18 protein-coding genes are annotated in these 23,034 nt (G+C 60.8%); 3 read left to right on the forward strand and 15 right to left on the reverse strand.

Features of this window, described 5'->3' with window-relative positions:
• Positions 1-6: 6 nt before the first annotated feature.
• Both OHL18_RS03335 and OHL18_RS03340 read right to left on the reverse strand, forming a co-directional pair.
• On the reverse strand, positions 7-954 hold the full coding sequence (locus tag OHL18_RS03335) for an SDR family oxidoreductase (protein ID WP_263373409.1): 948 nt from the start codon (positions 952-954) through the stop codon (positions 7-9).
• A gap of 66 nt (positions 955-1,020) precedes the next feature.
• Positions 1,021-1,158, reverse strand: coding sequence for a hypothetical protein (locus tag OHL18_RS03340; protein ID WP_263373410.1), 138 nt, complete (start codon positions 1,156-1,158; stop codon positions 1,021-1,023).
• A gap of 422 nt (positions 1,159-1,580) precedes the next feature.
• Between OHL18_RS03340 and OHL18_RS03345 the strand changes: the two genes are divergently transcribed.
• The gene (locus tag OHL18_RS03345) at positions 1,581-1,925 is read left to right on the forward strand and encodes a PadR family transcriptional regulator (RefSeq protein WP_263373411.1); all 345 of its coding nucleotides are present in this window, start codon (positions 1,581-1,583) and stop codon (positions 1,923-1,925) included.
• Positions 1,922-4,567, forward strand: coding sequence for an ABC transporter permease (locus OHL18_RS03350; RefSeq protein WP_263373412.1), 2,646 nt, complete (start codon positions 1,922-1,924; stop codon positions 4,565-4,567). Before OHL18_RS03345 ends, OHL18_RS03350 begins: the two co-directional genes overlap by 4 nt.
• A gap of 228 nt (positions 4,568-4,795) precedes the next feature.
• Here the strand turns inward: OHL18_RS03350 and OHL18_RS03355 are convergent, their stop codons facing one another.
• Both OHL18_RS03355 and OHL18_RS03360 read right to left on the reverse strand, forming a co-directional pair.
• Positions 4,796-7,117: a protein kinase domain-containing protein gene (locus tag OHL18_RS03355; RefSeq protein WP_263373413.1), complete on the reverse strand. Its 2,322-nt coding sequence runs from the start codon at positions 7,115-7,117 to the stop codon at positions 4,796-4,798.
• 475 nt (positions 7,118-7,592) lie between these two features.
• Positions 7,593-9,014, reverse strand: coding sequence for a deoxyribodipyrimidine photo-lyase (locus OHL18_RS03360; RefSeq protein WP_263373414.1), 1,422 nt, complete (start codon positions 9,012-9,014; stop codon positions 7,593-7,595).
• A gap of 287 nt (positions 9,015-9,301) precedes the next feature.
• On the opposite strand from OHL18_RS03360, the gene OHL18_RS03365 reads away from it, so the two are divergent.
• Complete coding sequence (locus OHL18_RS03365; RefSeq protein ID WP_263373415.1) at positions 9,302-9,832, forward strand: GNAT family N-acetyltransferase; 531 nt, start codon at positions 9,302-9,304, stop codon at positions 9,830-9,832.
• Between the two features lie 155 nt (positions 9,833-9,987).
• Here the strand turns inward: OHL18_RS03365 and OHL18_RS03370 are convergent, their stop codons facing one another.
• The 11 genes from OHL18_RS03370 to OHL18_RS03420 all read right to left on the reverse strand — a co-directional run bounded on the left by OHL18_RS03370 (position 9,988) and on the right by OHL18_RS03420 (position 22,967).
• Complete coding sequence (locus tag OHL18_RS03370) at positions 9,988-10,332, reverse strand: cytochrome C oxidase subunit IV family protein (RefSeq protein WP_263373416.1); 345 nt, start codon at positions 10,330-10,332, stop codon at positions 9,988-9,990.
• A 27-nt stretch (positions 10,333-10,359) separates the two neighbouring features.
• Complete coding sequence (locus OHL18_RS03375; protein ID WP_263373417.1) at positions 10,360-11,133, reverse strand: cytochrome c oxidase subunit 3 family protein; 774 nt, start codon at positions 11,131-11,133, stop codon at positions 10,360-10,362.
• Positions 11,126-12,802: a cytochrome c oxidase subunit I gene (ctaD, locus tag OHL18_RS03380; RefSeq protein ID WP_263373418.1), complete on the reverse strand. Its 1,677-nt coding sequence runs from the start codon at positions 12,800-12,802 to the stop codon at positions 11,126-11,128. Before ctaD ends, OHL18_RS03375 begins: the two co-directional genes overlap by 8 nt.
• Complete coding sequence (gene coxB / locus OHL18_RS03385) at positions 12,799-13,881, reverse strand: cytochrome c oxidase subunit II (protein WP_263373419.1); 1,083 nt, start codon at positions 13,879-13,881, stop codon at positions 12,799-12,801. The genes ctaD and coxB overlap by 4 nt, the downstream gene beginning before the upstream one ends.
• 2 nt (positions 13,882-13,883) lie before the next feature.
• Positions 13,884-14,813: an SCO family protein gene (locus OHL18_RS03390; RefSeq protein WP_263373420.1), complete on the reverse strand. Its 930-nt coding sequence runs from the start codon at positions 14,811-14,813 to the stop codon at positions 13,884-13,886.
• 144 nt (positions 14,814-14,957) lie between these two features.
• Positions 14,958-15,629 carry a hypothetical protein gene (locus tag OHL18_RS03395; protein WP_263373421.1) on the reverse strand — a complete coding sequence of 224 codons (672 nt, stop codon included), beginning with the start codon at positions 15,627-15,629 and terminating at the stop codon, positions 14,958-14,960.
• Positions 15,619-16,959: a hypothetical protein gene (locus tag OHL18_RS03400; protein WP_263373422.1), complete on the reverse strand. Its 1,341-nt coding sequence runs from the start codon at positions 16,957-16,959 to the stop codon at positions 15,619-15,621. Before OHL18_RS03400 ends, OHL18_RS03395 begins: the two co-directional genes overlap by 11 nt.
• A gap of 77 nt (positions 16,960-17,036) precedes the next feature.
• Positions 17,037-17,759 carry a c-type cytochrome gene (locus OHL18_RS03405; protein ID WP_263373423.1) on the reverse strand — a complete coding sequence of 241 codons (723 nt, stop codon included), beginning with the start codon at positions 17,757-17,759 and terminating at the stop codon, positions 17,037-17,039.
• 67 nt (positions 17,760-17,826) lie between these two features.
• Positions 17,827-18,369, reverse strand: coding sequence for a DUF3341 domain-containing protein (locus OHL18_RS03410; RefSeq protein WP_263373424.1), 543 nt, complete (start codon positions 18,367-18,369; stop codon positions 17,827-17,829).
• Entirely contained in the window at positions 18,369-19,799 is a 1,431-nt protein-coding gene (nrfD, locus tag OHL18_RS03415; protein ID WP_263373425.1) for an NrfD/PsrC family molybdoenzyme membrane anchor subunit, read from the reverse strand. Before nrfD ends, OHL18_RS03410 begins: the two co-directional genes overlap by 1 nt.
• Positions 19,800-22,967, reverse strand: coding sequence for a TAT-variant-translocated molybdopterin oxidoreductase (locus OHL18_RS03420; RefSeq protein WP_263373426.1), 3,168 nt, complete (start codon positions 22,965-22,967; stop codon positions 19,800-19,802).
• Between the last annotated feature and the right edge of the window lie 67 nt (positions 22,968-23,034).

A 23,034-nucleotide genomic window follows, 5' to 3' on the forward strand; every position in this document is an offset into this window, starting at 1 on the left:
TGAGCCTTACTGCCCGAGCGTGTCCTGATACCACGCGACCGTTCGGCGCAGACCTTCCTCGAAGCCGACCAGGGGCTTGTAGCCAAACGCTTCCTGGGCGGCAGAAATATCGGCCAGCGAGTCGCGAACGTCGCCCGCGCGCACTTCCGTATACATTGGAAGGCCTTCGAAGCCTAAAAGTTGCGCAAGAATTCGATACGTTTCATTCAACGTATGTCGTTCACCGCACGCGACATTGAACACTTTTCCCGCAACCTGGTCCGCCGGAGCAGCAGCCGCTAACAGATTCGCGCTCACCGCGTTGTCGATGTACGTGAAATCCCGCCCCTGCTCCCCGTCGCCGAAGATCACCGGCGTCTCTCCCCGCATCATCTGCAGGATGAACTTCGCCATCACCCCTGAGTAAGGAGAATCCGGAACCTGCCGAGGCCCAAAGATATTGAAGTACCGCAGGCACACCGTCTCCAGCCCATAAACCTGCCAGTACGACTGCATATACAGCTCGCCCGCCAGCTTCTGCACCGGATACGGAGCAATCGGCATCGGCTTCATCCCCTCATGCCGCGGAAATCCCGGCTGGTTCCCATACGCCGACGAAGAAGCCGCGTACACCACCCGCTTCACCCCGTTCGCCCGCGCCCCTTCGAGCACATTGAACGTCCCGTCCAGATTCGACTCATGGCTGGTTCGCGGGTCCTTCACGCTGCGCGGCACCGAAGGAAGCGCCCCCTGGTGCAGGATGTAGTCCACACCTTCGCACGCCCGGTTCACCGCGTCCGCATCCCGCAGGTCGCCTTCGTGAAACTCGATGCGGTTCAAGATCCGCGACAGATTCTGCCGCCGCCCGGTCACAAAATTGTCGAACGCCCGAACCTTGTCCCCACGAGAGACGAGCGTATGCGTCAGATGAGAGCCAATAAATCCGGCAGCGCCGGTAATCAAATAGGTAGCCAAGTCCTAAGTTTACCGTACCCAGGACGCCGAACCATACGGCACACCGCTCTCTGAAGTCGCAGCATGCTAACTCTCACTCATCGTCTGCATGCGATAGTCGCCGCCATCCTGGCCTCGAACCGAGGCAACGAATCGCTCAATGCCAATCCGCTGCAGGAGCCGGACAGCAGCGAGCAAAGCCGGATTCGTCTGAGTGTATTCCATGGGTCACCTCAATCACCTTCACCCTGTTGGACGCTCTTCGGCCACCTTCCGAACCCGGAAGATTTTCCCCTGTTTCCATCCAAAACTACGCACTTACTTCGCGCTCAGCCAAACAGCGGCGTCCTTCGGAAACCATATGATGCTCTCAATCTGAGCCTCGCCAGACAGACGAATCGAGTCGTACCCCATGGAAGCTCCGCTCCCATCCGGAAGGATCAGCTGCCACTCCATCAGCGCAAAGTTGCGATGGGCATACGCGTTCCGGGCAACGAACCTGCCTCCCTTCGCCCGTCAGCACCATCGCTCGGAGTAGCAGCGGGCTTCAGCCCCGGACACCTCCGCCACATATCTCCCCTTGACATCCGACAAGAGACGTACGATCATCATCTCCAACCGCTCTTGTCGAACATCAAGGGGAACAAATGCCGCCCTCCACCGATCTGCTTCAAGGAACTTTAGACGTCCTTATCCTCAAGACCCTTGCCCTCGGCCCCATGCACGGCTGGGCCATCGCCTCTCGCATCCAGCAGGTCTCGAAGGATGTCCTCCAAATCGGCCAGGGCTCGCTCTACCCCGCCCTTCATCGCCTTGAGTACAAGGGCTGGATCGCCGCCGAATGGGGCACCTCAGAGAACAATCGCAAGGCCAAGTTCTACGCCCTCACCGCGACCGGCAAAAAGCAGCTCGACACCGAACTCGCCACCTGGGACCGCCTCAGCTCCGCCATCGCCCTTGTGCTCAACACCACCCCGGAGGTCTCCGCATGACCAACCCGCTCCTCACTCGCCTCCGCTTCTTCTTCAAGCCCAAACCATCCGCCGAGATCGACGAAGAGTTGACCTTGCACCTCGAAGCCGCCATCGCGGCCAACCTCGCCGCCGGCATGTCCCCCGCCGAGGCCCGCCGCCGCGCCAGAATCGACTTCGGCGCCTTCGAATCCGCCCGCGAAGGTGCCTTCGACGCCCGCCCCTCGGCCGCCTTCGACCGCCTCCGCCAGGACATTCGCTACTGCCTCCGCACCCTCCGACGTGATCGCGGCTTCACCGCCGTCGCCGTCACCATCCTCGCCCTCGGCATCGCCGCCAACGTCGTCGTCTTCTCGCTCGTCGACACCATCCTGCTCCGCCCGCTCCCCTTCGCCGAGCCCGATCGCCTCGCCTGGATCGCCCCCGCCACCACCTCCGGCGGCATCTCCGGATCCAGCTACTCCTCCGACGCCTACGACGACTTCCGCGCCATCAACCACTCCTTCACCGACATCACCGGCTACTACGCCTTCTCCTCCCCCGACAACATCAAGCTCACCGGCACCAACACCGCCATCCCGCAGTCCATCACCGGCATCGGCGTCCTCGGCAACTTCCTCAACGTCCTCGGCGTCACCCCCATCCTCGGCCGCAACTTCACCCCCGCCGAAGCACAGTCCCACGCCGCTCCCGTCGTCCTGCTCTCCTATCCCTTCTGGAAGCAGCACTTCGACTCCGACCCCAGCATCGTCGGCAAAGCCATCTCCCTCGACAACTCCCCCACCACCGTCGTCGGCGTCCTTCCCCCCGCCTTCGACTTCGGTGCCGTCTTCTCTCCCGGAACCCGCGTCGACGTCCTCACCCCCACTGCCCTCGACGACATCCGTAATCAGGGCAACACCCTCACCCTCCAGGGCCGTCTCAAACCCGGCGTCACTATTGACCAGGCCTCCGCTGATGCCCGCATCGTCGCTCCCCAGCTCTACTGGAGCAAGAAGCAGGCCGAATCCAAGGGCAGCTACGGCCCCATGGCCGCCACGCCGCTCAAGGAGCACGTCGCCGGCCAGCTTCGCCGCTCGCTCAACCTCCTCTGGGTCGCCGTCGGTCTCATCCTGCTCATCGTCTGCGTCAACCTCTCGAACCTCCTCATCGCGCGAGCCGCCACGCGCTCTAAGGAGTTCGCCCTCCGCGTCGCCCTCGGCGCAAACCGCGCCCGCCTCGTCCGCCAGCTCCTCACCGAAAGCGCCGTCCTCTCCATCGGCGGCGCGGCCCTCGGCCTCCTCATCGCCTTCGGCGTGACCACCTGGCTGGCGCATCAAGGCTCGCTCGCACTTCCACTCCTCGCGACTCTTCGCATCGACACGCCCGTTCTCCTCTGGACCCTCCTCATTGCCCTCGTCACTACCTTGCTCCTGGGGCTCGCTCCCGGCATCAAGATGTCCACCAATAACCTGCAGGAGACCCTCAAGGACTCCGGCACCAGCGCCAGCGACGGCCGCAAGAACGAGACCCTCCGCACCGCTCTGGTTATCTCCGAGGTCGCCCTCGCCTGCGTCCTGCTCGTCGGCGCAGGCCTGCTTCTCCGCAGCTTCCTCCACGTCCTCGATGTCGATCTCGGCTTCCGCCCCGCCCAGGGCTACAGCATGCAGATCGAACAAAGCCCGAGCCCCAAGGTCGAAGTCCGCAGCGCCTTCTACCAGACCGTCCTCAGCGAGGTCACCAGCATCACAGGCATCGAAGCCGCCGGCCTCTCCGACAATCTCCCGCTCACCCGCAATCGCAGCTGGGGTTCGCCCGGCGTCAAGGGCGTCGACTACCCACGCAGCGCCCGTCCCGGCACGCTCGTCTATGTCGTCTCCCCCGGATACCTTCCTGCCATGGGCATGAAGATCACCGGCCGCGATCTCTCCTGGCACGACACCGCCAAGACCGAACCCGTCATCATCCTCAACAAGAAGGCCACCGACTTCCTCTTTCCCAATCAAGATCCAATCGGCCGCATGGTCGAATTCGGCGACAAAAGCGACCGCATCGTCGGCGTCGTCCCCGACGTCCACGCCAACGGCGTCGAGTCCGACACCGGCTGGCAGGTCTACGTCAACGTCTCGCAAGACTGGGGCGAGGCCGGCACCCAGCTAGTCGTCCGCAGCCGCCTCCCCGCCGAAGCCCTTGCGCCCGCTATCATGGCCAAGCTCCGCGCCCTCAACCCCGGCCAGCCCGCCGCCACGCTCCAACCCCTCCAACAAATCGTCGACCACGCCACCTCGCCGCGCCGCTTCTTCGCCGTCCTGGTCGCCATCTTCGCCGCCCTTGGACTGGTGCTGGCCTCGCTCGGCATCTACGGCGTCATCTCCTACACCGTCACCCGCCAGACCCAGGAGATCGGCATCCGCATGGCCCTCGGAGCCAGCCAGGCCAGCGTCCAGCGCCGCATCCTCAAAGCCACCCTGCGCATGACCGCCATCGGAGTCGCCATCGGCGCCATCGCCTCGCTCACCATGAGCAGGCTCATCGCCTCACTCCTCTTCGCCACCGATGCCACAGACCCCACCACCTTTGCCGCCACAGTCGCCATCCTGATCGGCGTAGCCCTAACCGCAGCCTATCTTCCCGCCCGCCGCGCATCGCGCATCAACCCCATGGTCGCCCTCCGCAACAGCTAACCCTCCAAGCTTGTCATCAGACCTGTAAACCTTGTCATCCTTCGACGAAGTCGGAGGATCTGCTTCTCGAACCAGCCAACACTCTGTGCCCCATCCACCGCGCCGTTTTCGTACGCGATGGTTGGGACAGTTCCCAGCACGAAGCACGAAAGACCCGTCATCTCGACCGAAGCGCAGTGGAGTGGAGAGATCCCCGCATTGGCTTTCGCCGCTGCCTGTCCCCCACCTCTACCCCTCCAACCCAAACTCATCCCGAATCGAATCATGCTCCCGCCTTAGATTCGTCATCAGCTCGCTAAACCGAGGCTCACCCCGCAGCCCCCGAAGATAAGGGTCGGCTTCGAACAGACGATAACTCGGCAGCCCCATCGCGGCACACCGTTCCAGCTCGTGAATCGCCTTCTCCGGCCTTCCACTTAGCGTGTACGCCGCAGCGCAAGAGTGCCAAGTATGGTGCGTGTGCGTCAGGCTATGCACGCTGTGCGCCGCTTCATCGGCCAGCTTCTCGGCACGCCGCGCATCGCCTTCGATCCCGGCAACAATCGCCTCCAACCCCAGACTGAACGACTCCGCCGGAAACATCTGCCGCGCCTTCCCGATGGCCACCCTGGCCTCTTCGAGCCGGCCCGCATACAACACCGCAATCGGCGAAAGCAGATGATTGAGAACGCCGTTCGGCTCCAGTTCCAGCGCGCTGGCATAGTGCTCCGCGCTCAGATCGAACTCCCCTCGTTGCAGCGCGATCGCGCCCTGATGCATCGTGCCCAGCGCCGGATTCGCCAGCTTCAACTCCATAGCGTCCCGCTCCGCGGCGTCGAAGAACCCAAGATGCCACAGGATCGCCGCCCGCTGATGACGCGCCGTCGGTCGAGCAGGATCGATCTTGATCGCCGCATTCAAAGCACGCAGCGCAGCCCGATTCTGAAAGCTCCGCGAAGGCGACCACAGGATCACGCCGCGAGCGCACAGAGCGTTGCACTGCACCGGATCCAACTCCAGCGTCCGCGCAATCGCTCGTTCACCCAGCTCGAACCACTTCGGATCGGGATCGAGATGCGCTCCCATCTGCGTATAAGCCTGCGCCAGCAGTCCCCACGCATCGGCAAACGAGGGATCCAGTTCCGTGGCGCGATTCAGCAGCTCGATCGCCGAGGCCATCTCGAACTTGTCCACATGCACCTGCCGATCCACCGCGCGCAGATAAAGCTCAAACGCCCCCGGATGCTTCGTCGGCGGCGTCTGCGTCCCCGTCCCGCCCTTCTGACGCGGAACGAAGACCTCGCTCACCGCATCCGCAAGCCGGTCCTGCAACGCGAAGAGATCGCTCGCATCTCCATCCTGCTTCAGCGACGCCATCGTCGTCGCGTCGCTCGCCCGATGAATCCCCACCAGCACCCGAATCTTCGGCCCCGCGATCTGCACCGTTCCCTCGACCACCAGATCGACGTTCAACTCCCGCGCCGCCTTAGCCCAGTCCACCTCTTCGCCCGCATAGCGCATCACGCTCGCAATGGGCCGGGTCAGCAGCTTCCCCGTCGACGAAAGCCGATGAACCAGCGCCTCCGCCAGTGACACCGCAAGATATTGCTCGCTCGCAGGGCCTCGCACCTTCAGCGGTAGCACGGCCACCGAAGCGCGCTTCTCCCGAACATGGCCCTCCTGCCGAGTTGGAAAAGCTAGCGACCGCAGCTCCGTAGCCAGCTCAATCGCAGACTCCGGCCTCTGACTCCGCTCCTTCGCCAGGCACCGCATCACCAGCCGAACAAACTCCGGCTGCAGCTCCGGGCGATACACGCTGGGCGGCTCCGGCTCCGTCGTGACAATCTCGTGCATCAGTCCGAGAACACTCCCCGCCTTGAACGGCGGCTCTCCAACCGCTGCCTCATAAAGCACGCATCCCAGCGAAAAGATGTCCGACCGGAAGTCCGTCTCTTCCCCGCGCGTCTGCTCCGGAGACATGTACGCCACCGTTCCGATGATCTGTCCAACGCCGGTCAGCCGCGTAGTCCCATCGCTGCGCGTCACCTTCGCGATCCCGAAGTCGAGCACCTTCACCTGCTGCGCCTTCGTGACCATGATGTTCGCCGGCTTGACGTCTCGATGAACGATCCCCGCCCCATGCGCCGCGCCCAGCGCCAGTGCCATCTGCGACCCAAGAGCAGCCAGTTGCTCGAAGCTCAACGGCGCTTCCGCAATCATCTCAGTCAGCGTTCGTCCATCGACGAACTCCATCACCAGAAAATCGACGTCCCCGCCCGTAGAGGTTCTGTCCGTGCAGATGTCATACAGCGCCACAATATTGGGGTGATTCAAGGCAGACGCGGCACGCGCTTCGTTCAGCAAACGGCTCCGCCCCGTATCGTTTGCGGTGTCCCGCGGCAGGATCTTGATCGCGACGGTCCGCTCCAGCCGAGTGTCCCGCGCGCAAAAGACCTCGCCCATGCCACCAGCGCCGATCGGCCTCTGGATGACATACCGTCCCAGATAGGTTGTTGCGGGAGCAAGTTGGACCGCTGTCTCCGCGGACTGCGAATACGAACGATCAGACACAGGGCCTTCCCTCCGCCGGCGTCTCCACGATCTGCCGGGTCATTGCTCAACACAAACAACTGCGCGAGGACTCAAGATCCTCGATGGAACCAATAAGCAGTGTCAGCGGGGCTCGATTCGTTTCGCCAACCACAGTCGAGCGTCTTTCCCACGAAGTCTAACATCCGCGCACCCAGCACAGACGCACGGGTGCCCCATCCATCGCAGCCTCATCGCGATGGGTGGGACGTAAACCGCTCACCCACCCTCATCCCCTCAGCCCAAACGATTCGGGTGCCCCATCCTCGCGACAGCTTCATCGTCGCTAACGTGGGATATTCGTGCGAAGCACGAACCACTTTCTTCCCTACCCCCAAAGACTCCGTCATCCTGAGCGGAGGCGCTTGCAGTATCACCGCAAGCGCCGCAGTCGAAGGACCCCGAGACAGCTCACGTCTTCGGAAACCGCTCGCACCTCTCCGCCCACGGCTTCTCATCACCGCAACCGAAACTCCTCCACCACCCCACCCGGCAGAGCATTCATCTGTCGTATGTACTTCTTCGAATCGAACTTCTTCCCCGTCGACCCACCCGACATGTACCGGATCTTCCCAAAGATCGGCCGGTCAAACCACGGTCGATCGAACTTCCCCACAATCGCCCACGCAATCCCCGCATACCCTCCAGGATCGCGCCCATCCAGCTCGTACTTATCATTCAGATACACGCAGTACTTCACCGCCGTAGCCGCATCCGGCGTCCACTCAAGGATCTTCTTCGCCCAGTACATCCGCAGATAGTTGTGCATCCATCCGTGCCGCGTCATCTGGATCTGCGCCGCATTCCAAAGCTCGTCATACGTCTCGGCATGCTCGAGCTGCTTCAGCGTATAAAGCTGCTCCCGCTCGTCCCGCGCATGTTCAGCAATCGACTTCTTCGCCCAATCCTCCGCGCAGTCCGCCGTGTCGTATTGCGGGCACCAGATCACGAAGTTTACCGCCAGCTCCCGCCACGCGATCAGCTCATTGATAAAGCTGTCCCGAGCCTTCGTCAGCAACGGATCACTCTTCGCCGCCGCCTCCACCGCCAGCGCAATCGTCTGCGGCCCGATATGCCCATAGTGAAGATAAGGCGACAGCGCCGACGTCCCATCCATCTCAGGATGGTTCCGCGTCTCGTCGTACTTCGCCAGCATGGAGCCCGTGAAGAGCTTCAGCCGCTTCAACGCCGCATGGGTCCCACCCTGCCACGCCTCCACCGGCGGCACGCTCCGGTCGAGATGCTCCCACCCCTTCGTCATGTCCTCGGTCAGAGAATCCGCATGAAACCCATTCGGCCGCTTCCACTCATGCTTCGCGTGAGGATTCTCATAAGGCACCAGATACTCCGGCAGCAGCTTGTAGAGCCGGGGCCGAATGATATAAGCCCCATACTGCGCCTTCTCGATCAGCTTCGACGGAATGACGACATCCGCATCCACCGTCCAGAATGGAATCGAGATCTTCTCCGCCAGGTGCTTCCGCCACTTCTCCGGCTCGCGCATCGGGTTCTCATCGCCAATCAGAAACGCCGCATCCACATCCGCCAGCAGCTTTTCATGCGACTCATGCGGAGCCCGACGCATCACGAACGAGATGTTCCGCTTTGCCAAGTCCTCTTCGATATCCGGCAACCCCTGCTGCAAGAACACATAGTGCCGCAGATTCGCGCTGGGAAAGTTCGAGATCCCCGCAAAGTACACCACCAGCGGCAGCCCAAGCAGGTTCGCCACCTCGACCGCGACATTCACCGCATGATTGTCCACGCCACGCTGCGCCCGCTGCATCCAGTACACAACGCACTTCCCATCCGCCTTCGCCGCCCCATCCCGCCGAACGGTAACCCGCGGATTCTGCTTCAGCGCCTCAAACTCATCCATCAATCAACCCTCTCATCGAACGCACGAAATCCCGGCTACCAAGAACCGAGTGCCGGGTGCCCCATCCATCACAGTTTCATCGTGATGGGTGGGACGTAAACCGTTCCCTAGCCCGTTTCTACACCGCGAAAGCACGTCATCTCGACCGGAGCGGCGGACAGCCTCACCGTCCGCCGCGCAGTGGAGAGACCCCCGCATTGGCCTTCCGCTCACACCACCACAAAATCCCGCATTCCCACCCTACCAATCCCACCGCGATAAACTGTCCTCAAACACGAGAAACCCGAATGCCTTTTGATGAGATTTCACTTCGCCGCGCCACCCTTGATGACGCACCCGCGCTTGCCATCGTCGGAGCCGGCACCACCCTCGAAACCTTCGCCGGCCTGGTCGACGGCCAATCCCTGCTCCAGCACTGCGAGAAGAACCACTCCGTCGCCGCCTATAAGAAATACCTCACCACCCCCGACACCCAGGCATGGCTAGCCGTCATGCAGCCCGGCGACGCCCCGATCGGATATATCCTCGTCACCCCACCCGACCTTCCTCTCGACGACATCACCCCCGCAGACATCGAGCTCAAACGCATCTACCTCTTTGCCCGCTTCCAGGGCACCGGCACCGGTCGCCTGCTCATGAACAAGGCCGTCGAGATCGCCCGCGAGGCCGGCAAGAAGCGCCTCCTCTTAGGCGTAAACGCCGAAAACGAGACCGCCCTCAGCTTCTACTATCGCAACGGCTTCATCAAGGCCGGCGTCCGGAAGTTCCAGGTTGGGGACATCCTCTGCGACGACTTCATCCTAGCCCGCCCGCTTTAATCCGACCACAAAACCCGGTGCCCCATCCATCGCGCCTTTGCCTCACGCGATGGGTGGGACATCGAGCGAAGCTCGACCGCTCCCGCCCCCAAAGCCCCCAAACGCAAAACGGCGCGGCCCTTGGGTCGCGCCGTCGTGACTCAAACAAAGAGCCGTTACCAAAGCCCCCACGACCGGCTGATGTAGTCACTCAGCGTCATCGTGATCAAAACGAGAAACGTAAAGAATCCCGCGCCTACGGTCATCTTGATCAGCTTCGACTGCCACTTCACGTGCATGAAGAACAGGATCACCACCACCGCCTTGAACGAAGCGATCCCTAGCGCAATGATGGGGTTGAACACCCCCAAGTCCCAGTCGGCGGCAAACACCGTGATCAGCGTCCCCAGCAACAGCGTGCCGAAGACAGCGAGATACGTGATCGGCTGAACCACATGATGCTCAGCGTGCTCCGGATTGATGACGTTCGACGGGTCGTGGTATTGATCGTGTTCAGACACAGCATGACTCCTTGAAGTATTGCGAAGTTACTTAAGCGGGTGGCGATTGATGAGGTACAGCAAGGGGAACAGGAACAGCCACACGATATCGACAAAGTGCCAGTAGAGCCCGAAGTTCTCAATCGGCGCAACATACCCCGCAGAAAACTCCCCTCGGTTCGCTCGCCAGATCAGCCAGAACAAGATCCCAAGCCCCAGGATCATGTGGAACGCGTGCATCCCCGTCATCGCAAAGTACAAGAAGAAGAAGATCTGCGTCTTCTGCGCCATGTCCGGAGCCATCGGCACCTGATCAGGCTTGCCCGTCTTGGCATCGATCGGCGGGTTCACGAACTCGCGGATATCGAAGCTCGCTCCTGGAATGTGGTGCTTCTCATACTTCTCGTGGTACTCGTCGGCCTTTACGCCGAGGAAGGCGAAGCCGAAGATCGTCGTCAGCACCAAGAAGATCACCAGCAGCTTTTGCTTCTTCATCTCCGCTGCCCAAACGCCCAGCGCCATGAAGAACCCCGACGTGATCAGGATGACCGTGTTGATCGCGCCTTCAGTCACATTCAACTGGTTCGAAGCGGCAACAAAAGCCGGGTTGTACCAGTTGCGATACAGCAGGTACGCGAAGAACATGCCGCCGAAGAACATGATCTCGGTCAGCAGGAACAGCCACATGCCGAAGCTGCCCGCCTCGCGCTGCTGCTGCTCCGTCTCAAAGTGATGGCGGTGCTGCGGAAGCATCACGTGTTCGTGATCTTCCTCATGGGCCGCACCGTGTACGTCAGGATGGGTGGCGATGGCGTTATCCAACGGTCGTTACCTCGTTTGCGTGCTTGTGTTCCAGCCACTCGTAGTCATACGCTTCATGGTCCATAACGGGAATTTCAACGAAGTTCTCCGTCAGCGGAGGAGACTGAATCTGCCACTCAAGTCCCGTAGCCTGCCAAGGATTGTTGCCCGCAATCGCTCCATACTTCAGCGACCACGCGAGATAGATCAGCGGCATCAGGAAGCCAACCCCAAGCACCGTCGCTCCGGCCGTCGAAAGCACGTTCAGCACCTGGAACTCCGGAGGATACGCATGATACCGGCGCGGCATACCCAGGTAGCCAAGGATGAACTGCGGCATAAACGTCAGGTTGAACCCGATGAAGCTGACTACTGCGGAAAGTTTGGACACCGACTCCGGATACATCCGGCCTGTCATCTTCGGCCACCAGAAGTGAATGCCCGCCAGGAACGCCATCAACATGCCGCCCACCATCACGTAGTGGAAGTGCGCCACGATGAAGTACGTCTCGGTCAGGTGGATGTCCATGCCCAGCGATCCAAGGAACACGCCCGTCAGTCCGCCAATGGTGAACAGTCCGATGAACGCGAACGCATAAAGCATCGGCGTCTCGAACGTGATCGAACCCTTCTGCAGAGTGAACGCCCAGTTGAAGACCTTGATCGCCGAAGGCACCGCGACCAGCATGGTCAGCAGCGAGAACACCAGCGCCGAGTAGTTCGACACGCCCATGATGAACATGTGGTGTGCCCACACGAAGAAGCCGAACAGCGCAATCGCCACCGAAGAGAACGCCACAGCCGTGTAGCCAAACACCCGCTTCCGGCTGAAGGTGCTGATGACCTCAGAGATCACGCCCATACCCGGCAGAATCATGATGTACACGGCAGGGTGCGAGTAGAACCAGAAGAGATGCTGGAAGAGCAGAGGATCGCCGCCCTTGGTCGGGTCGAATACTCCGATACCCAGCGTGCGCTCCAGAGCCACCAGAACGATCGTGATCGCCAGCACCGGCGTTCCCAGAACCATCAGGATCGAGGCCGCATAATTCGACCAAACGAACAGCGGCATCCGGAACCACGTCATGCCCGGCGCGCGCATCCGGTGGATGGTCACGATAAAGTTCAACCCGGTAAAGATCGACGAGAACCCTACGATGAATACGCCCGTCGCCGCCGTGATCACATGCGTGTTCAGGTAGTGAGTCGAGAGCGGCGTCGTAAACGTCCACCCCGTATCGACTCCACCCTGTACCAGCGCGATCAGCGTGAACAACGCGCCGCCAAGGTACAGATACCAGCTCAACAGGTTGATCTTCGGAAACGCCAGGTCCTTCGCGCCGATCATGATCGGGATCAGGAAGTTCCCAATCGTCGCCGGAACCGACGGCACCAGGAACAGGAAGATCATGATCAACCCGTGCATGGTGAAGAACTTGTTGTACGTGTCGGACGCAACCAGGTCAGGCTGCGGCGTCAGCAGCTCCAACCGGATCAGGCCCGCAAACGCTCCGCCCAGAAAGAAGAAGAACGTGATCGAGATCAGGTACAGGATGCCGATGCGTTTATGGTCGCCCGTCAGCAGCCAGCTCAACAGGCCGTGCTCGTTGTTCAGATAGTTCCGCTTCGGCAACTCGGCCGTGCTCTGATCAGGAAGATTGACGATCGTGTGATGTGTTGTAGCGCTCATGGCTTCACCATCCCTGTGCTGGCTCCCGGGCCTTGCTGAGGCACGACTGGCTGTGGCGTGCTCGGGGCTGCTTGGTCGGACTCTGCTGTGACCAGCGTCTGTTTGACGCGGTAGTTGGAATCAAGGTTCTTGATAAACTCCACCAGGTCGATCAGACCCTCTTCACTGATCTGCCCCTGGTACGTCGGCATAATCGGCGCATACCCCGCCGTAATATGTTGCGACGGATTAAGAATAGCGTCCCGCAAGTAAGCGTCATTTACAAGAACCTGCGATCCGTTCGTGAGCTGCAACTTCGACCCATAAACTCCCGCAAGATTCGGTCCACGCGCCGCCGCCGAGCCGTTATGGCAGGCGTTGCAGCCCATCGCCGAGTACAGCCGTTCGCCGTTCTGTGCCAGCGACATGCCGCTCGTCGACTGCTGCGTCCACTTGGTGTAGTCCTCGGGGCTCATCGCCGTAATCGAGCCAATCATCGCCGAGTGCGCCGTGCCGCAATACTGCGTGCAGAAGAGGTGGTACGTTCCCGGCTCCGTCGCCTGGAACCACACCGTCGAATAGCGCCCCGGAATCACTTCGCGCTTCACCCGGAAGTCCGGAATCGAGAAGCTGTGAAACACGTCCTGCGAGATCATCGTCAACTGCACTGGCCGTCCAATCGGAACGTGCAGCGCATTGATCTCGTGCTGCCCACCCGGATGCTCGGCCTTCCACATCCACTGCTTACCAACGATGTAGATATTCATCGCATTGGTCGGCGGATTGTAGATGCGGAAGTACAGCAGCGCGCCCCACACAAACGTTACCAGGAAGATTGCCAGCGGAATGATCGTCCACGTCGCCTCGAGCAGGGTCGAGCCTTCGATCTGCGTCGCCACCGGGCTGCGCTCCTTGCGGTACCGGATCGAGAACCCGAAGATCAGCGCGCCCACCAGCACCAGGCCGACCACCGTCATCGCCAGCAAAAAGAAGTACAGCGCATCGGTCCAAGGCGCAATCGTCGACGCCTCAGCCGGGAACAACGCCGAGGAGTGGAGCCACTTCACTAAAAACTGCCAGAGTACTGGACTGATATGCATCGTTACCCTTTATCCGTTCTCGATCCGTTGCGACCTGTCAGGTTATGCTCGCGACCCAACTTCAAATCCCGCCGGAACATCAAAAATATAAAACCGCCCAGACCCGCCATCGTCACCATCCCGCCAAACTGGACTACCCTAGCAACGATCAAGGAGTGTTTGTTCGTCTGCGGATCGTAGTGATAGCAGTAGGTCAGAATATTCGCGACCGGCGACCCAATCTTGTTTCCCGAGGCATCGATCAACCCCAGCAACATGTCCTTCGGTGAATACTCCACGCCAAGGTAGTACTGGGCCAGCTTGCCCTGCGACGTGACCAGCTCGATCGAACTCGCATGAGCGAACTGCGTCAGCCGACCATCCGGCCCCGGAACCCGAACATACCCAAATCCCACTGCGTCAGTGACTGCATCGATCGCCGGCTTCTTGCCTGTAAGAAAATGCCATCCATCCGCCGTCTCTGGACGCCCGTAACGCTTCAGGTAGAACGCCTTCTTCTTCGCCGCATCAGCCGGAGTATCTGTCGGATCGATGCTCATGATGACGACCTGGAAGTCCTTACCGGGGGTTAGGTGTACCATCTCAAGCGAACTCGTCAGCCCGTCCAGCTCTTCCGAACAAAGCAGCGGGCAGCTGAAGTAAACCAACGAGATGACTGCCGGGGTCTTGCCGCCAAAATAGTCCCCGAGATGCACCGTCTTGCCCGTCTCGTCAACGAACTCCGCGTCAAGCGGCAACTGCTGGTTCAGGTGCTGCGTCACAGCGACCTTTTGCAGTACCGTCGGCAGTTGGTCGCCAGTATTCTCGCCCGCCTGCTTATCGCCATAGCTCGAGACCTGCGCCGATGCCGTCGCGACCAGCAGAGGCAGCGCCAGAAGCCCGGCGCACACATCTGCCGCCGTCCCCTTCCACCCTCGCTTTGTCGCTCTCATCCACATATCTCTAACCTTGTCGCCCGATTGCAGGTACCACTCACTTACCCTTGTCATCCTTCGACGAAGTCGGAGGATCTGCTTCTCGTGCTTGCTTCGAAACTGCTGGCCCTGCTTAAATCCTAAGCCGTAAAGCGACCCCAACTACTTGATCGGGGCTAGCTCCGCGTGCGTATTCTCCTCAGCCTTTGCAAAGCTCATCTTCTGCTTCCGCGCTTCCATCGCATCAAGTTCGTACCCTGTCCGCGCAAAGCCGCTGGTTAGCGGAACCTGCGGAACCGGATGAGCATCCCCCGCCATCAGCGTCGTCGGTGCCGAACCCTGAGCCACGACCGGCAGTTTACCCGCCACCAACTCCATCGCCCGATCGATCGGAATCCGTATCGTACCGTTGTTCGAGCTGTAGTGATTCAGCAGCAGGTCCTCGCGGGCATGAAGGTCCGCCGTCGCCTGGTTGCCATCGTCGATATCCAGCCGAGGCGTCGGAAACGACTGCGTCATCTGCGCCAGCTCTTTCTGCTGCATCACGGCGTTGCTGGTCAGGTCTTCGCGCTTCCCGCCGCCCTCCAGGGTCGACTTCGTGTGCCACTTATCCGTAGGTCCGTCCGACTCGGTCAGCTGATTATTGATCAACTTTCCAATTCCGAAGCAGACCACAAAAAAGATGACTAGGAAGCCCATCAGGCCGCCAAGAAACACCACCACGCCGCTGACGTTGACGTCCGTTGTCTCGTAACCAGGATGCTCGCCGTCAAGGGCGGGCTTCGGGTCCACGTGGCTCACCGCTTTTCCGAGTTCTCCATCATTAGTGGGCATGTTCAGGCTCCAACATCTCTTCAACGTGAGGATCGTTGACCGCAATCAACGGACGCGAGTTCAGTAGCGTCAGGTAGTAGGTGCCCCAAAGGCCAAGCATCGCAATCGGGACAGTAACGTAAGCGAGGATTCCGAAATTGCCGGCAATATGCAGGTTGCCTGCGGCATCCGGGAAGTTCGGCTCGATGATCCAGAACAGGTCGATTGCACGCGCGAGGATCATAAAGGTGCACAGCACCTTCATCCGCGACTTGCTGCGCTTCAGGTCGCGCGACAGCAACAGGCAGAAGGGAATCAGCCAATGGCACACGAAGTCCAGCGAGCAGATCGTCCACCATCCGCCATGGATGCGTGCCAGATACCACGGAATCTCGTCCGGAACGTTGCCGGACCAGAGGATCAGGAACTCCGCGAAGGTCAGATAGATGTTCAGCATGACGAACGCGAAGAGGAACTTGCCCAGGTCGTGCTGCTCGGTCGTCCGCAGCATCGTCTTCATCGGCTCGACCTTGGAAAGGGAGACCACGGTAAGAATGCCCAGCGCCAGCACTCCGTAACCCTGGCCGACCATGAACTTCAGGCCCCATACCGAGCTGTACCAACTCACATCGAGCGACATCACCCAGACGATAATGATGTCCGTCATCAGGATTACGTAGATCAGGATGCCCGGGCCGGAGAGGTTCTCGAACTTCATCCGCCAGCGCTCGAAGCTACCCTCGGTGCCACGCGCCTCATCCGCGTCGCGCGCGATCGACCAGCGCCGCAGCGTGAAAGCCAGGAACAGAAACACCGCGAAGGCGATGCAGCTCTGCGCGACCGCAGCCCACGGGTTCAACATCGCCCGCTTCGAGATCAGCGTGAGTGCATCTTCAAGCCCGAGCTGGTGGTCCTTCACCGCCTGCAACGCCTTGGCGACGGTATCGAAGTTCGCCCACGCGTACATGCTCTTCCCGGTAAACAAAGAGATTCCAAGTGGAATAAGCGCCAGGGCGATCAAAGGTAGCGTGCCCGCCATCGCCTCCAGTGGCCGCCGCAGCAACAGGCCCCACTTACCGCCAGTGACGTACTGCAGCATCAGCATGATCAGGCCGCCGCCGGCAAAGCCGAAGCAGAGCACCCAGCCGTGGAGGTATGCGCGTGTCAAGTGTGCGCGGCCACTATCGCTGAAAGCGAAGACCAGCGAGATCACCGTGAAGGCGATGCCGACGATCAGCGATTTCGTGCGCCAGGCGCTGAGCACCTCAGGCGAACCGAGAGTCGATGGCAGCACGCGCGGACCGTGAGCCGCCAGGTGGTGTGAGCCGTGTTGTTCGTGTCCAGATGCCATTCGTTTCAAGCCTTCTTGTACGATCTCAAGTCGATCCAAACCTTGTTACATCGACCGCGTCTACGCGGCCGCTAAAGCTACTTGGCCGGAGCCGGTGCAGTGGCCTTTGGTGCAGCAGGTGCAGCCTTCATCTCAGGAGCCGCGCCGCTAGAAGGAGCTGCTCCATTACCCGGCAGTACAAACTCCTGCTTGTCCGGAGTTCCATAGTGGGCCGTGCTCGGAAGCGACCAGTCCTCGGCAAATCCCTCGTTGAACCCTTCAGCCTTTTCGATATCGCTCAGCGGCTGAACATGCTCTCCGCTGGCGACGTCCGCCTGCTTCGCGTTCTGGCTCAGCTGGAGTGCGCGAATGTAAGCAGCGATCGCCCAGCGATCCTCAACGCTCACCTGCGCCGCATACTCCGGCATCGCGCCATAACCATTCGTGATCACGTTGAAGAAGTGCCCAAGGGGAGCCGCAACCAGCCGAGCCGTATGGAAGTTCCCGGCCGGATGATAGCCACGGTCGACGATCATGCCAGCGCCGTTACCGACGCGTGAGTGGCAAGGCGTACAGTACACGTTGTACCGCTCCTGCCCCTTTTCGAGCACCTGCAGCGTCGCCGGGAAGGGAAGCGCGTCACCCTCTTTGCCGTTCTGCAAGCCGGTATAGAAGTAGGCGTCCTGGTGCAGTTGCGTGCGGGCGACAGTGTTCTCCACCTGCGGACGCGCGGAGCGGCCATCGGCGTAGAAGTCGGTGCCGCGCTGTGGAACGAACTTGGGCTGGTTGTGCATGTCCTGGCGGCAGCCAGCGAGGAACACCGTCGCCAGAGCTGCCGTCAGAATGCCAGCGCGTTGAATTTGAAGACGCGTAGCTTGAACTCGAGTGCTAATGGTCCACCTCCACCACGGAGACCGCGGGGAATGTTTCAAGAAAGGCCCGCGTCTCGCCCAGCGAGAACTTCGGGTCGGAGGCTTCAAGGCAAAGGAAGAACTTGTCCGTCGTCGCTCCATTGCGGAAGTTCGGGGCGTTGAAGACAGGATGGTAGAGCTGCGGCAGTCCGTTCAGCGCCAGCATCCCGAACGCCGTTGAAAGTCCGGCAAACAGAATCGTCCACTCGTACGCGGGAATAATGAACGCCGGCCACGAGAACAGCGGCCTTCCCGCGATGTTCAGCGGATACGCATAGACGTTGATCCACGTCTCCATCAGGAAGCAGGTGGTCACGCCCATCAACCCGCCCAGCAGGCAGACCAGCGGGACGCGTGTCTTATGAAAGTGCAGCGCCTCTGCCGCTTCTTCGACCGGGTATGGCGTGTAGCACTCCATCCGGCGATATCCAGCCTCACGTGCAGCTTCAGTCGCCTGCACCAACTCGCTCGGCGTATTGAACTCGGCAATCAGTCCGTAGATTCCTTCACGAGGTGGCATTAGACGGTCTCCTCAATTGTGGTCTCGGCACTTCCGCCGCCCTTGCTGACCTTCGTCTGCGGCAGCATCATCCGGATCTCGGACATCGGGATCATCGGCAGGAAGCGCACAAAGAGGAAGAACAGGAACGTAAACAGGCCCATCGTTCCGATGTAGATCATGTAGTCCCAACGCGTCGCCCGGTACGTTCCCCAGCTCGACGGCAGGTAGTCGCGGTACAGGCTGGTCACAACGATGACGAAGCGCTCGAACCACATACCCGTATTGATCACGAACGAGAGCAGAAAGAGGTACGTCACGTTGACCCGCAGCTTGCGCGACCAAAGCGTCGTCAGCGGAATCGCGATGTTCGTCAGGATCAGTATCCAGTAGCCCCAGCCCATCGGCCCGAACATACGGTTCCACATCATGAAGTACTCCCAGTGGCTGGCCGAGTAGTACGCCATGAAGACTTCCATGCCGTAGCCGTAAGCCACGATCAGGCCGGTTCCGAGCATGACCTTCGCCATGTTATCGAGGTGCCGCAGCGTAACCAGGTCTTCCAGGTGGTAGAACTTCCGTATCGGAATCGCCAGCGTGATGACCATGGCGAACCCCGAGTAGATAGCGCCCGCAACGAAGTATGGCGGGAAGATCGTCGTATGCCATCCAGCCAGCGACGCCACCGCGAAGTCGAAGCTGATGACCGTGTGTACCGAGAGTACCAGTGGCGTTGAAAGTCCGGCCAGCAGCAGGGAAGCGGACTCATACCGAATCCAGTGCCGCGTCGATCCTCTCCAGCCCAGCGACAGAGTCCCGTAGAAGAACTTCGCCGCCGGCAGCACAGCCCGGTCGCGCATCGTGCCGAAGTCCGGGATCATGCCGACGTACCAGAAGACAATCGAGATCGTCGCGTACGTCGATACCGCGAACACGTCCCACGCCAGCGGGCTGCGGAACTGCGGCCAGACGTTCATTGTGTTCGGGTAAGGGAAGAGCCAGTACGCCAGCCACGGACGTCCAACGTGGATCAGCGGGAACGTTCCCGCGCAGACCACGGCGAAGATCGTCATCGCCTCCGCGAACCGGTTGATCGAGTTTCGCCACGTCTGCTTGAACAGCAACAGAATCGCCGAGATCAGCGTGCCCGCATGGCCGATACCGATCCACCACACGAAGTTGATGATGGCGAAGCCCCAGGCGCCCGGAATGGTCACGCCCCAGATGCCGACGCCCTTCAGGAACAGCCATGTGCAGCCGATCACCACACCATTCGCCACCGCCGCGCCCACAATCAGGCCGAAGAACCAGCCCAGCGGCGTGTTCGACGTCAGCACGATTCCGGCGATCTTCTGCGTCACCGACTTGAAGTTGTGACCCGGAGCGATGACCGCATACTCACCAGTACGCGGGTCAATCATGGGATCGACAATTGGATTCTTGGTAGCCATTTATGCCAGCTCCGGGTTCGGGTTGATGACGCCCGCCGTGTAAGTCGTACGCGGACGGAAGTTCAGGTCGGCGAGCACGGGGTAATCGCGCTCCTCGGCCTTCAGTTTGGCGACCTTGCTGTTCGGGTCGTTGATGTTGCCGAAGGTGATCGCGGAGGTCGGGCACGCCTGCTGGCACGCCGTCACGATGTCGCCATCGCGAATCTCGCGGTTTTCCTTATCGGCCGTGATCTTCGCCTCTTCGATGCGCTGGATGCAGTAGCTGCACTTCTCCATCACGCCGCGCGAACGGACCGAGACGTCCGGATTGCGCATGAACTTCAAGCTCTCCTGGTCGTAGTCCGAGTACAGCAGGAAGTTGAACCGGCGAACCTTGTATGGGCAGTTGTTCGAGCAGTAACGCGTTCCAACGCAACGGTTATAGACCATCGTGTTGATGCCTTCGGGCGTATGCACCGTCGCGCCCACCGGGCAGACCTGTTCGCAGCCCGCGTTCTCGCAGTGCTGGCAGGCCATCGGCTGGAAGTGCGCCTTCGGAGCATGAAGATCGCCCTCGAAGTACGTGTCGATGCGGATCCACTGCATGTTGCGGCCAACCTTCACCTGCTCGCGGCCCACCACAGCGATGTTGTTCTCCGCATAGCAGCTCACCACGCATGCGTTGCAGCCCACGCAGCTGTTAAGGTCGATCGCCATGCCCCACGCGTTCTGGATCTTCAGGTTCGCGGGATCAGTCTTCTTGTAGTTCCACGCATCCGGGAAGAAGCTGTCGGCGTGGCCGAGAGGCTCGCCCTCGGGCGCATACCCAACCTTGCCGATCAGCGCGCCCGGAATCGACTTGCCAACCTCTTCCTGCTCATGCGCGAAGTTCGGATTCTTCTTGACCTCTTCAAGCGTCGCGTAGCGGATGATCGCCCGCTCCATCGCCTCATGTCCAGCCAGCGAGTACGTGCCCGTCTTGTCCGAAAGCGGCTTCTCGAGGTCGCGCTGCGCAAACGCTCCGCGGTGCTCGATGTTGTGCACCTTGGTCACGCAAAGGTCGTAGCCAGTGTCGACCTTCTTCGCCGTCGCACCCGGAGCGTAGAGCGCTCCATCGGCCGTCCGCAGCGCATAGGCGTTGAAGCCGACCTTCGCGGCGGAGCGTCCGGCCTCCGGCCCGCGGCCAAATCCAAGATGGACCGTGATCGCGCCATCCGGATGTCCGGGAACCATGAACACCGGCGCCTTGACCTTGCGGCCATTCAGCTCGATCTCGATCACGTCGGTCTCTTCGACCTTCAGATCGGCCATCGTCGCCATGCTCATCATCGCGGCGTTGTCCCAGCTCATGCTGGTGATCTGCTTCGAGAGCTCCTGCAGCCACCCGATGTTCGCGTAGCGACCGTCATAGAGCGAAGTGTCCGGCTTGAACGAGATCTCGTAGCCGCTGGTCGAGGCAGGAGCGGCAGCAGCCGTCAACCCACCCTTCGGCGATCCGCCCTTGGCCGTAAACGCCGTGCCCTCTACCCATCCATCATGCAGCGCCTTGCGCCAACCTTCGGCGAAGTCGCCCTTGATGTAGGTCTTCGCATTCGCCGAAACCACATCGAATGCCGAAGCCTGCGGATTGTCCAGCAGCGACTGGAAGACATCATGCGCCGTCTTGCCGTCGTACATCGGAGCGATCATCGGCTGAATGATCGAGATCGTGCCGTCATACGCCCGCGCATCCGACCAGATCTCCAGGAAGTGCGCCTGATTGAGGTGATACGTCGACAGAACGCCGGTCTCGTCGCGGTACATCCCAAGATGCGCCGTTGTCGGGACCTTGTCGAACGCGTCCTTGAAGTTCAGGTCAGCCGGGGCGGAGTAGAGCGGATTCACGCCCAGCATGACCAGCCAGGAGACCTTACCCGCGTTCATATCGTTGACCAGCAACTTGAGGTCTGCGATCTGCTCGGACGGAATCGGGTTGACCGTCTCGGTGTAGATCACGGTCTTGCCAATCGCGCCCAGCGCAGCATTCAAAGCATAAGCAGCAGCATGAACCGAAGCCGGAGCCTGCTCACCCGGAATCACCACAACCTTGCCCGAATTCGCCTTCAAATCATTCAGCAGCGCGGTCAAAAACTTCTGCGCATCGGGATTCGCCACACTTCCGCCACTTGCCAGCGCGTTCGCGAAGTTCACCAGGTCGCTAGGCTTCAACCCCAGCCGGTGCTCGGCCTTCATACCGGTAACCGTCGGCATGGTCTCGACGACGTACAGCCGGTTCATCGTCTTGCCTGCCTCGTACCGATGCCGCTCCGCATAAGCAGCAGCCAGCGGCAGGAAGCCCGGATGCGCGATCCCGCCGAGGAAATCGGCATCGAGCGAGACGATCACGTCCGCCTCTTCCAGCTTGTACTGCGCGTCCACGTACTCGCCAAACGCCGCCTTCGAAGCAGCGCGCGAACTATCCGAGTTCACCGGGTCCCACTGGATCAGCTTGGCCTGCGGATACTTCGCCTGCAACTGCTTCCACTGCACAGCCAGCGTCGGCGAGGTGATCGTCTCCGAGAGGAAGTAAACTCCCTGCCCGCCGTTCGTCGCCTTTACCGCAGTCGCAAAGTCCTGCTGAAACTTCCCAAAGCTCGAAGTCTCGCCCTTGTAGATCACATGCTGCGAGCGGTCCGGGTCATACATGCCCAGCAACGTCGCCTGCGTGATCGCATCGGACTTGCCCTTGACCACGGGATGCTCAGGGTTTCCCTCAAGCTTGATCGGGCGGAACGCATCGGACTTAACCAGCAACGGCAGAGCGCCGGTAGGGAAGGGATGCGCCGTCGCGAAGTACATCGACGTTCCCAGCACTAGGTCCTCAGGCTGCTTCACATACGGATAGATCGGCTCGTCGGGCTGCTTGGTGCATCCGGCCAATCCTGCCAGAGCGAACGAGGCACCCATCACCTTCATGAAGCCGCGACGCGACACGGGATCGACCCACTCATTGGTCGAGCCAGCCTGCCGCGGAAACTCCTCCGCCATCAAGTTCTGAAATGACTCCGTCTCGGCCAGCGAGTCAAGGTCCTTCCAGAACCGGCGCCCGGTCTTGCCCTCGAGCTTGGCCTGAACCTCGGCCAGCGTCAGCTTGGCCGGCGCGATGCGCGTTACCACTACCGGAGCTTCATTCGTGTTGGTCTTTTCCATCGCCTCTTCCATCTGCTCGCTGTCTCTCGCTGCCGTTCTTTGTCTCTCGCTGCCTTTAGCTGTCTTT

The sequence above is a fragment of the Granulicella aggregans genome, from assembly GCF_025685565.1.
GTDB classification, from domain to species: Bacteria; Acidobacteriota; Terriglobia; order Terriglobales; family Acidobacteriaceae; genus Edaphobacter; species Edaphobacter aggregans_B.

What these genes read in the sequence shown, in the direction of transcription:
- OHL18_RS03340 (WP_263373410.1), bottom strand. Translation starts at nt 1,158, where the DNA reads ATGGAATACACTCAGACGAATCCGGCTTTGCTCGCTGCTGTCCGGCTC.
- OHL18_RS03345 (WP_263373411.1), top strand. Translation starts at nt 1,581, where the DNA reads ATGCCGCCCTCCACCGATCTGCTTCAAGGAACTTTAGACGTCCTTATC.
- OHL18_RS03350 (WP_263373412.1), top strand. Translation starts at nt 1,922, where the DNA reads ATGACCAACCCGCTCCTCACTCGCCTCCGCTTCTTCTTCAAGCCCAAA.
- OHL18_RS03360 (WP_263373414.1), bottom strand. Translation starts at nt 9,014, where the DNA reads ATGGATGAGTTTGAGGCGCTGAAGCAGAATCCGCGGGTTACCGTTCGG.
- OHL18_RS03365 (WP_263373415.1), top strand. Translation starts at nt 9,302, where the DNA reads ATGCCTTTTGATGAGATTTCACTTCGCCGCGCCACCCTTGATGACGCA.
- ctaD (WP_263373418.1), bottom strand. Translation starts at nt 12,802, where the DNA reads ATGAGCGCTACAACACATCACACGATCGTCAATCTTCCTGATCAGAGC.
- coxB (WP_263373419.1), bottom strand. Translation starts at nt 13,881, where the DNA reads ATGCATATCAGTCCAGTACTCTGGCAGTTTTTAGTGAAGTGGCTCCAC.
- OHL18_RS03390 (WP_263373420.1), bottom strand. Translation starts at nt 14,813, where the DNA reads ATGAGAGCGACAAAGCGAGGGTGGAAGGGGACGGCGGCAGATGTGTGC.
- OHL18_RS03395 (WP_263373421.1), bottom strand. Translation starts at nt 15,629, where the DNA reads ATGCCCACTAATGATGGAGAACTCGGAAAAGCGGTGAGCCACGTGGAC.
- OHL18_RS03400 (WP_263373422.1), bottom strand. Translation starts at nt 16,959, where the DNA reads ATGGCATCTGGACACGAACAACACGGCTCACACCACCTGGCGGCTCAC.
- OHL18_RS03410 (WP_263373424.1), bottom strand. Translation starts at nt 18,369, where the DNA reads ATGCCACCTCGTGAAGGAATCTACGGACTGATTGCCGAGTTCAATACG.
- nrfD (WP_263373425.1), bottom strand. Translation starts at nt 19,799, where the DNA reads ATGGCTACCAAGAATCCAATTGTCGATCCCATGATTGACCCGCGTACT.
- OHL18_RS03420 (WP_263373426.1), bottom strand. Translation starts at nt 22,967, where the DNA reads ATGGAAAAGACCAACACGAATGAAGCTCCGGTAGTGGTAACGCGCATC.